Origin of the sequence: Runella sp., assembly GCF_027484545.1 — a bacterium.
Taxonomy (GTDB): Bacteria; Bacteroidota; Bacteroidia; order Cytophagales; family Spirosomataceae; genus Runella.
In genome coordinates this window covers 1-9,844 of record NZ_JAIXST010000111.1, presented here as the reverse complement: position 1 = coordinate 9,844, position 9,844 = coordinate 1, and the positions used below count along the sequence as shown (strand labels likewise).

The following is a 9,844-nucleotide window of genomic DNA, read 5'->3' as shown; positions in this document are numbered from 1 at the left end:
TTTTTCGTAAAACTTACAATTTGCATTGTCACAGTAGTGTAAGCCTTTATATTTTTCAAAATCTATGTCCATTCAACAAAGATACTTAACATAACTCACTAATCCAGTACCAAAATTTTGTTAGTAAAAACAAAGTTATTACTGCTTTGCTAACATTGGTATTGATTTTCGGTACAGTCCACTATACTCATGCGATGTGGTTTGGAACTACAAATAAGATACAAGCATCTTTTGTATGGGGTGATGGTAATTGTGAAGTAAGAGTAGAATTTACTACTTATGCATTTGGAATTCCTATTTGGACGAGAACGAGAGATATTCCTTGTTCAGAGGCTGCTGAAAGAGGATATGAAGCTCCCGGTGAACTTTAAAGACGGTATTTTAAGTAATTTTATTTCTTTAAACAAAATACGATGTATTTTTTATTTTTCAGAGTTACTCTTCACTTTTGTGGAGCAGTAACTCTTTTTCTATTATTACATAATAATACTTTAGCTCAAAAAAAGGTAATAGGTCTCGTTCTGAATAAACAAAATGGCACCCCTGTTCCTTTTGCAGTTATTACTGACGAAAAAAAACATTGGGGGACAAATTCTGATAAAAATGGGCAATTTATAATTGAAAATACCAGTATTGGTGATACTTTAGTAGTAGCCTGTTTAGGTTATTTTGAGTACAAAATCCCTTTTTCTAAATGGGAAGAATCAACAACAGTCTACTTAATTGAAAAATCAATTAAACTATCAGAAGTTGTAGTAGAAAATAAACGTAAAAAACATAAAATATGGTTAGGATCACTTGAAAAAAAGACAACTTTTATAACAGGTCAGCTTGCACACAATGAAATTCAGGAAATGGCTTTACTAATTCCAAATTATCTTCAAGTGGATGGATATATTGAAAAGGTGGGATTTTGGATTGACAGATTCGGTGCACCAAAAACTCCTTTTAGGGTAAGAGTTTATAAAAACAATAATGGTTTCCCAGGTGAGGATTTATTAATCGAAAATCTAATAACTCATGCGAAGTCGGGCAATAGATGGTTTGATATAGAAATAGGTAAATATAATATTCCGTTTCCTAATGAAGGCTTTTTTATAGCAATGGAATGGATCAATACTAAAAACCCCAAATATGCTTTTAAGGTAGAATTTCCAAATAAAGTTATGAAAACCTATTACGGCCAACATATTGGAAAAACAAAAGAATTTAATGAATATAACGGCCGCATCAGAAACAATAATGGGGACTGGAAAATTGATAGAAAGCACCGCATTTTTAAAAACCCAATGATGCGGGCTCAAATTCAAGTTTATGAATAAAAATACAGATGATGGACTGAAAATCAAGCAAATAAAAACTCTCCTTGTATTGTAAAGAAGGCATCAATAGTAATTTCCAATTTTGCTTATCGCGCGAGCGACCCCGCTTCAAATCAAAATCATCAAATTCTTCTCAACTCTGCATTACACTCAGCTTCCTATAAAAGCCTTTTTCGTCATCAAGCAACTCATCGTGGGTGCCGCGTTCAATGATTTTTCCGCCACCCAATACTAAAATCTCGTCGGCATGTTGAATGGTGCTGAGGCGATGTGCAATGACGAGCGTCGTACGGTTTTTCATTAAATTGGTCAATGCTTCCTGCACCAATTTTTCCGATTCGGTATCCAATGCCGAAGTTGCTTCGTCCAAAATCAATATCGGTGGGTTTTTCAGAATCGCCCGGGCAATGCTCAGACGCTGACGCTGTCCGCCCGATAACTTCGTTCCACGGTCACCTATAATGGTTTGATAGCTATCGTATTGTTCAATGATAAAGTCGTGGGCATTGGCAATTTTGGCCGCCGCCATTACCTGCTCTTCCGTAACATCCGTACCAAAAGCGATGTTGTTGAAAATGGTATCATTGAATAAAATCGACTCCTGCGTGACAATTCCCATCAGGTCCCGAAGAGATTTGGTGGTTACATCGCGCAAGTCTACCCCATCAATCAAAATTTTACCGGTCGTAGGGTCATAGAAGCGCGGAACCATATCAGCCACGGTTGATTTTCCTCCTCCCGACGAGCCAACCAAAGCGACTGTTTTTCCTTTTTCAATTTTAAATGAAATGTTTTGCAGCACTGAAATGCCTTTTTCGTATTCAAAAGACACATTTTTGAATTCTATCAGGTTAGTAAACGAGCCAATTACTTGGGCATTGGCCGCATCTTTGACTTCAATCGGTGTATCTATCAACTTCATGATGCGCTCACCCGATGCTACTCCCCGCTGAATTCCACTCACGGCGTTGGAAATCTCTTTAGCTGGGCGTAATACCTGCGAAAAAATGATGATATACGTAACAAAGGTAGAAGCCGATAGCTCAAAATTGTCCGATAGAACCATAGAACCGCCATACAACAAAATGCCTGCAACTACGGCAACCCCCATAAATTCAGACATAGGCGGGGCCATTTCCTGACGAAACACCATTCGTAAAAGTGCCTGACGATAGCCTTGGTTTTCGGCTTCAAAGCGTTTACGAATCACTTTTTCGGCATTGAAGCCTTTGACAACCCGAATGCCCCCAAAAGTTTCGTCCAATACACTAATGATATTGCTCAACCTTTGCTGTACTTCTGAGGCCGATTCTTTCAATTTTTTAGCCAATGTTCCGATGATAATTCCCGACAGCGGAATCACAATCAAGGTAAAGAGTGTCAGTTTTACTGACATTGCAAATAGCGTAATGAAGTAAAAAATCAGCGTAAAAAATTCTTTGAACAAAGCGCTGAACGCCCTTCCTAATGAATTTTCAATTTCCTGAACATCAGTGGTTACGCGAGAGATAAGATCACCTTTTCGCTCGTTTGAAAAAAAAGACAAGCTGAGTCGAATGGCGTTGTCAAATACCGCCTGTCGTAGCTGAGATACGGTATAGGCTTTGAAGTTTTCAATGATACGGACCGACAGATACCGAAATACGTTGGCTAACAACACGCATATCAGAATCGCTCCGCACACAAACTGCAAAGCCCCCAGTTTACCGTAATCCTGTATTGCATGACCGAAAAAATATTGAAACAGGTCTACCAAATATTCCGCATCAAATCGAAATTTCGGAAAGACAAGTTGCTCAGGGACTTCTGCTTTTCCAAAAAGCACATCCAATAAGGGTTGAATTAGCGTAAAATTGAGTACTCCAAAGAAGCTACCCAATAAAGAGGTAAAAAAATACGGCCCCACATATCGGCTCAACGGACGCGCATATTGTAAAATGCGCCAGTATATTTTCATTTATATCGTTATATGAATTCTATCTATCCCAACAATGACGAGGTCTTTATAGTTGAGAAGGTGCAGAAGTTTATCAAAGTTGTTCTTAAAAATAGCCTTCAAATCTTTAATTCGAATATTTCCCACCCGCACTAAAATAAGTTTTTGGGGTTGATGCTTCAAAACAAATGAATTATAAAAGTCTTTGTCTTTTGTAACTACAACATATTTTTTCTTTTCAGCGAGTACCAAAATTTCATGGTCAGACGTATCGTTTCATCGAGGTAAATCAAGTGTATGATATGCTTCATAACCACGTTCCAAGAAGATGAATTTTAATGCAGGTGGAAGTTGTCATCAATGAGAAATTTCATGCCGCTAAATTTGCGCTTTGAACTTTAAGCGTAGCCAAAGCATATTGAATACAGGCCAATAAATCCTCTTTTTCTAAATCAGGGAATTCTTCTAAAACCTCTTCAATACTATCGCCTGCGGCAAGATATTCCAAAAGACCTTCAACTAAATAGCGTGTATTCCTAACAGTAGGCTTTCCATGTCCAACATTCGGATTTAACGTAATACGACCCAAAAGAACCGTTCCCATATCTGTTCAAATTAAATGTAAAACTTAGAACTTAGGTATAACGTGACATTAGGCTCTTAAATTCAATAACCAACTGTTGAGTAATTAGTTACAGATTACTAAAATCAAAAGATTCCAGAAATTTAGTCGTAAAAATGCCGGATTGAAAACCGGGATCATCCATCAGACGAATATGGAACGGTATGGTAGTTTTAACCCCTTCAATAACAAATTCCTGCAAAGCACGCTTCATTCGAGTCATTACTTCAGCCCGTGACTGTCCTGATACAATAACTTTTGCAATCATAGAGTCATAGTTAGGTGGAATGGTATAGCCTGCATACACGTGGCTGTCAATTCGAACTCCATGACCGCCCGGGAAATGCAACTGAGTAATTTTACCCGGACTTGGCCGGAAATTATTGGCAGGATCTTCGGCGTTGATTCGACACTCCATTGCAAAGAGTTTTGGAGTATAATTCTGGCCTGAAATAGCCTCTCCCGCCGCTACTTTGATCTGTTCTTTAATTAAATCGAAATCGGTAACTTCTTCCGTAATAGGGTGTTCTACCTGAATACGGGTATTCATTTCCATAAAATAGAAGTCACCGTATTTGTCCACCAAAAACTCAATCGTACCGGCACCTTCGTAAGCAATGGCTGAGGCACCTTTAACCGCTGCTGCACCCATGCGGGCACGAAGTTCGGGAGTGACAACCGGAGAAGGAGTTTCTTCCACTAATTTTTGGTGACGGCGCTGAATCGAACAATCACGCTCTGACAAGTGGCATACCGTCCCGTATTGATCACCAATTACCTGAATTTCAATATGTCGCGGCTCTTCCACGAACTTCTCAAGGTAAAGACCATCGTTTCCAAAGGCGGCACCTGATTCCCTTTTCGCATCATCCCACGCTTTTTGAAATTCACTTTCGTCTTTAATGATACGCATTCCGCGTCCGCCGCCACCGGCAGTAGCTTTGACAATGACCGGATAGCCAATGCCTTTCGCCAATTCTTTACCTTCTTCCACCGATTCAAGCAAACCTTCCGAACCGGGAATAACAGGTACACCTGCGGCTCTCATGGTTGCTTTGGCAGTAGCCTTGTCCCCCATTGAGTTGATTTGCTCAGCAGTAGCCCCGATGAATTTAATACCGTATTCAGCACAAATTCTCGAAAATTCGGCATTTTCAGATAAAAATCCGTAACCCGGGTGAATGGCGTCAGCGTTCGTGATTTCGGCAGCAGAGATAATATTGGGAATGCTCAAATACGATTGACGGCTGGGAGGAGGCCCGATACAAACAGCCTCGTCGGCAAACCGTACATGTAAACTATCTCGGTCAGCCGTTGAATAAACAGCTACCGTTTGAATGCCCATTTCACGGCAGGTACGGATAATCCGCAAAGCAATCTCTCCGCGATTGGCAATGAGTATTTTTTTGAACATATTTTTTTAGTTTACAGTTTACAGTTTACAGTTTACAGTTTACAATCTACAGTTTACACGGGGCCGCCCTAGCGGTTTAATTGCTACTGCCTACTGTGAACTGCCTGCTGCTCACTGCTTACTACTAAATGGGTTCTACTAAGAACAGGGGTTGATCGTACTCAACAGGTGTAGCGTTTTCGACGAGTACTTTTACGACACGGCCCGAAATTTCAGATTCAATTTCGTTGAACAGTTTCATCGCTTCCACAATACATACTACTTTACCTGCTGTTACTTCATCACCAATTTCTACAAATGAAGATTTATCAGGTCCACCGGAACGGTAGAAAGTCCCAATCATCGGTGATTTGATGGTAAGGTATTTAGAATCGTCAGCTTTAGGAGCAGGAGTAGCAGGTGCAGCACCAGATACTTGTGGAGCAGCAGCAACAGGTGCCGATGCCGCTACAGGCGCAAAAGAAGCAGGAACAAATTGACCCGCCGCATTGCGTTTTACACTTACTTTAAACTCTCCTGTTTCAATATTGACTTCATCTAAACCGGAATGAGCGATAAAGTCGAGTAATTTTTGAATGTCTTTAATTTCCATAGTTATTGAAGTGAAGTTAGGTTCTTGGGAAACACGCTTATTTTACTCTTTCTACGTACTCTTTTGAAGAAGTTTTAATACGGAGTTTGTCGCCTTCCTCAATAAACATAGGCACCATAATGCGTGCACCTGTTTCAACCTCTACTGCTTTGCGAGGATTATTTGCCGTATCTCCCTTAATACCTGGCTCAGCATAGGTCACTACGAGCTCAACCACATCCGGTAATTCGCACGTAAGAGGAGCCTCATTTTCAGTATTCAACAAAATTTCCACCAATTGTCCTTCTTTCATCAAATCGGCACCTACGACTAACTTTTCGTCCAGGGAGATTTGTTCAAAAGTTTCGCTGTCCATAAAGTTGAAACCAGCTTCGTCTTTGTATAAGAATTGAAACTCACGACGTTCAACCCGAACAGGATAAATAGTTACCCCTGAGTTGAAAGTATTATCCAAGACTTTGCTACTCGTAAGGCTTCTCAATTTTGTACGTACAAAAGCTGCGCCCTTACCAGGTTTAACGTGCTGAAATTCAATAATTTGAAATAAATCGTTGTTGTAATTAATTACCAATCCATTACGGATATCTGCTGTAGTTGCCATACTTTTTTCAATTTAAAACGGGCCTACATCGAAACTCGACGCCCATGCGATGTATGAATTTAAAAACGATAGAATGAATAACTTGGTCGAATTGAAAATGAAAACAGTCAAGTTAGCTTCCAAACGACCAAATGAAGAAATCTGTTAGTTAATAGCCCCATTTTACATAAGCCGACCCCCAGGTAAATCCGCCCCCAAAAGCCGCTAAGATAAGATTATCGCCTTTTTTGAGTTGAGATTCATAATCCCACAGGCAAAGGGGAATGGTAGCAGCAGTAGTGTTACCGTATTTTTGGATGTTCAGCATTACCTTGTCCATGCCTACCTTCATCCGATTGGCAGTAGCCGAAATAATGCGTTTGTTGGCTTGGTGGGGTACCAGCCATGCTACGTCGTCGCCGGTAAGGTGGTTTTTCTCCATGATTTCAGCGGCTACGTCTGCCATGTTTGTCACGGCAAATTTAAAGACCGAAGGTCCGTCCTGATAGGCGTAGTGCCAACGTTTATCAATGGTTTCGTGAGTGGGCGGATAGCGACTTCCTCCTGCTTTTTGATTTAAGTAAGGCTGTCCGGACCCGTCAGACTTAATAATAGTATCTATAATACCAAAGCCTTCTGTATTAGGCTCCAATAACACTGCCCCTGCCCCATCGCCAAATAGCACACAGGTAGTTCGGTCGGTATAATCAACGATAGCCGACATTTTATCAGCGCCCACTACGATGACCTTTTTGTATTTCCCTGTTTCAATAAATTGCGAACCCACCGTCAGGGCATAAATGAACCCTGAACAAGCCGCCTGAATGTCGAAACTTCCCACCGTTTTGATGCCTGCCATATCACAAATGAGGTTGGCAGTACTCGGAAAAACATAGTCGGGTGTAGTAGTGGCACAAATCAATAAGTCAATTTCCTGCGGTGAAGTATTGGTCTTTTTAAGAAGACCTTTTACTGCTTCCGCTGCCATGTGGGAAGTACCAAGTCCTTCTCCTTTAAGGATATGACGCTCTTTAATACCCGTACGGGCGATAATCCATTCGTCGTTGGTTTCTACCATTTTTTCCAACTCAGCGTTGGTCAATACGTAATCGGGCACGTATCCTTGTATTCCCGTAATAGCAGCGCGAATTTGACTCATTTTTTACTTTGTAAGTACTAATTGTGAGCGGTTTGCCGCTGCGATTAGTGAATTGTGAATTAGTGATTAACCCCGGTAATTGTAATTACATTACAAAAGTGCTTAGTCTAATCTAATTGAATTAGGATAACGACTAATAATGATTTACTCCGTTTTAATTCAAAGCTTTAGCAATCTGAATGTACGCTTGGGTATCAACCTGTTTGCGAGCCCAAGTAATCATATTTTTAATAGCAACTGCGGATGAAATTCCGTGAGCAATCATAACGTTACCATTTACTCCAATGATTGAACTTCCTCCTACAGATTCATAATTCATTTTGTCAATATAATCATCCTGAATACCTCGTTCTTTGGCCACGATATAAAAAGATTCTGCCAATTTAAAAAGCACATTACCCGTAAATCCATCCGTTACAATAACATCTGCTTTGTCATCAAACAAATCACCGCCTTCCATATTCCCTATAAAATGAATACGGGGATTGTCTTTCAGGAGTTGATGGGCTGCCTGGGCAATCACCGAACCCTTCTGTTCTTCTTCACCTATATTCATCAAAGCGACACGAGGACGATCAATTCCGAACGTATGTTGGGCAAAGATAGAACCAATTACGCCAAATTGCTCCAATACTTCAGGTTTGCAATCGGCATTGGCACCAATATCAAGCATAATAGAGTGTCCGCCTTTCTTTTGGGGAACAAACCCAACAATAGCAGGCCGAATAATTCCTTCGATGGCTTTAATGCTGAACAAGGCTCCTACGTGCATAGCGCCCGTATTTCCTGCTCCGCAAAAAATATCAATTTGTTTATCTTTCAGTAACTTAAAACCAATCGAAATACTTGAATGAGGCTTTTGAGATAATGCCTTTGTAGGATGTTCTCCCATCTCAACAACCTCATCTGCATGAACTATTTCGATTTGAGAACCTTGATAATTGTACTTTAAAAGTAAATTATTAATGATGTCCTGTTTGCCTATCAGTACAATATGGGCATTTTCGGGTAAATCAGAAGCAGCCATTACAACTCCTTCTACGATTGCCTCGGGGGCAAAATCCCCTCCCATTGCGTCTATTCCTATTTTCATCGGTTATTGTAGGTATTGAGTAGTAAGAGGCTGTAAAAATAGCATATAAGGAATACTAAAAAAGCATCTCGTCACAACTTTCTATACAAGTTGTGATGAAATGCTTTCATATACAGTATTTTATGAATTAGGCTTTTGTGTAGCCTTCAATCACTACTTTGCCTTTATAAACCAAATTACCTTCAAAAACGTGTGCGCGGTGCATTACATGAACTTCGCCCGTTGTTGGATCGGTAGAAAGAGCCTTACCTGTTAAGGCATCGTGTGTACGACGCTTATCGCGGCGAGTGCTGGAGTGTCTTCGTTTTGGATGTGCCATTATCTTATGTCGTTATTAGTTGTCCGTTATCAAAAAATTTATATTACTTTAAAATTCTTATTCTTTCCCTTTCAGCTTTCGTAAAGCAGCCCAACGCGGATCTTCATCTTCGGAAGACTCCGGCTCGGTTTCTTCGGGAGTCTGATAAATCAAAATGCCTTCCTCCTCATCTCCATTATCATCATCCGTACGGAAGCGTGGATGGAGCTTTTTCATCGGCAAAGTCAGCGCAATGTATTCGAAAATATAAGTTGCGATGTTTATCCGAACGGCCTCATGACGAATGAGTTCTATATCGTCGGCAAGCTGTTCGTCGTGGTCATCGAACTTTAAAATCAACCGTTCATGAATATCTATCGGTTCTTCAAATACCTCCAGACTGCGATCACATACCAGTTCAACGGCTCCTACAATGTGAAAAATCAGTATCATCATTGTAGCCGACTTGTCAAGAGTTAAATGGGTCTTAAATCGACCGTTTTCAATCAAATCTTGCTCAAGTTCTTCAAAAAACTCACTTCCTGACTCAAAATCGTAAACATACTGTTTATCTTTTAAGCCGTAAATGTCTATATCGTACTGAGTTAGCGCTTTCACATCTCTATCAAAATGGGCTGCAAAGTTAAGATTATTTATTAAAATTCGCAAATCAAAAAAAGTTTCTGTCGTTTTTGATAGGTTTTTAAAAGTTGGCGGTGTATCAAATGTAATGCTGCCTCTCCAAGTTGAATTGCCAAAAGCACCAACCAATCGCCAAGTTGTGCCACTTGTCCAATTTGGAAAAGGATAGCGACTTTCTGACCAGCC

The 9,844-nt window shown here is 40.3% G+C and carries 11 protein-coding genes; 1 reads left to right on the top strand and 10 read right to left on the bottom strand.

The window, feature by feature from the left end:
- The first annotated feature begins 413 nt into the window (after positions 1-413).
- Positions 414-1,322: a carboxypeptidase-like regulatory domain-containing protein gene (locus Q0081_RS09795; protein ID WP_298352108.1), complete on the top strand. Its 909-nt coding sequence runs from the start codon at positions 414-416 to the stop codon at positions 1,320-1,322.
- Between the two features lie 133 nt (positions 1,323-1,455).
- Here the strand turns inward: Q0081_RS09795 and Q0081_RS09790 are convergent, their stop codons facing one another.
- The 10 genes from Q0081_RS09790 to Q0081_RS09750 all read right to left on the bottom strand — a co-directional run.
- Positions 1,456-3,279 carry an ABC transporter ATP-binding protein gene (locus Q0081_RS09790; protein ID WP_298352105.1) on the bottom strand — a complete coding sequence of 608 codons (1,824 nt, stop codon included), beginning with the start codon at positions 3,277-3,279 and terminating at the stop codon, positions 1,456-1,458.
- Positions 3,280-3,510 carry a DUF5615 family PIN-like protein gene (locus Q0081_RS31850; RefSeq protein WP_409034056.1) on the bottom strand — a complete coding sequence of 77 codons (231 nt, stop codon included), beginning with the start codon at positions 3,508-3,510 and terminating at the stop codon, positions 3,280-3,282. It abuts the gene before it with no gap.
- A 118-nt stretch (positions 3,511-3,628) separates the two neighbouring features.
- The gene (locus Q0081_RS09785; RefSeq protein WP_298352102.1) at positions 3,629-3,862 is read right to left on the bottom strand and encodes a DUF433 domain-containing protein; all 234 of its coding nucleotides are present in this window, start codon (positions 3,860-3,862) and stop codon (positions 3,629-3,631) included.
- A gap of 88 nt (positions 3,863-3,950) precedes the next feature.
- Positions 3,951-5,294 carry an acetyl-CoA carboxylase biotin carboxylase subunit gene (gene accC, locus Q0081_RS09780; RefSeq protein ID WP_298352099.1) on the bottom strand — a complete coding sequence of 448 codons (1,344 nt, stop codon included), beginning with the start codon at positions 5,292-5,294 and terminating at the stop codon, positions 3,951-3,953.
- Positions 5,295-5,418: 124 nt separating this feature from the next.
- Complete coding sequence (accB, locus tag Q0081_RS09775) at positions 5,419-5,886, bottom strand: acetyl-CoA carboxylase biotin carboxyl carrier protein (RefSeq protein ID WP_298352097.1); 468 nt, start codon at positions 5,884-5,886, stop codon at positions 5,419-5,421.
- Positions 5,887-5,923: 37 nt separating this feature from the next.
- Positions 5,924-6,487: an elongation factor P gene (gene efp / locus Q0081_RS09770; protein ID WP_298352095.1), complete on the bottom strand. Its 564-nt coding sequence runs from the start codon at positions 6,485-6,487 to the stop codon at positions 5,924-5,926.
- A gap of 148 nt (positions 6,488-6,635) precedes the next feature.
- Positions 6,636-7,625: a beta-ketoacyl-ACP synthase III gene (locus Q0081_RS09765; protein WP_298352092.1), complete on the bottom strand. Its 990-nt coding sequence runs from the start codon at positions 7,623-7,625 to the stop codon at positions 6,636-6,638.
- A gap of 154 nt (positions 7,626-7,779) precedes the next feature.
- Positions 7,780-8,718: a phosphate acyltransferase PlsX gene (gene plsX / locus Q0081_RS09760; RefSeq protein ID WP_298352089.1), complete on the bottom strand. Its 939-nt coding sequence runs from the start codon at positions 8,716-8,718 to the stop codon at positions 7,780-7,782.
- A 127-nt stretch (positions 8,719-8,845) separates the two neighbouring features.
- Positions 8,846-9,037: a 50S ribosomal protein L32 gene (gene rpmF, locus Q0081_RS09755; protein ID WP_298352086.1), complete on the bottom strand. Its 192-nt coding sequence runs from the start codon at positions 9,035-9,037 to the stop codon at positions 8,846-8,848.
- 57 nt (positions 9,038-9,094) lie between these two features.
- Positions 9,095-9,844: DUF177 domain-containing protein (locus Q0081_RS09750; protein ID WP_310586486.1), on the bottom strand; the 750-nt coding region annotated here is incomplete at its 5' end.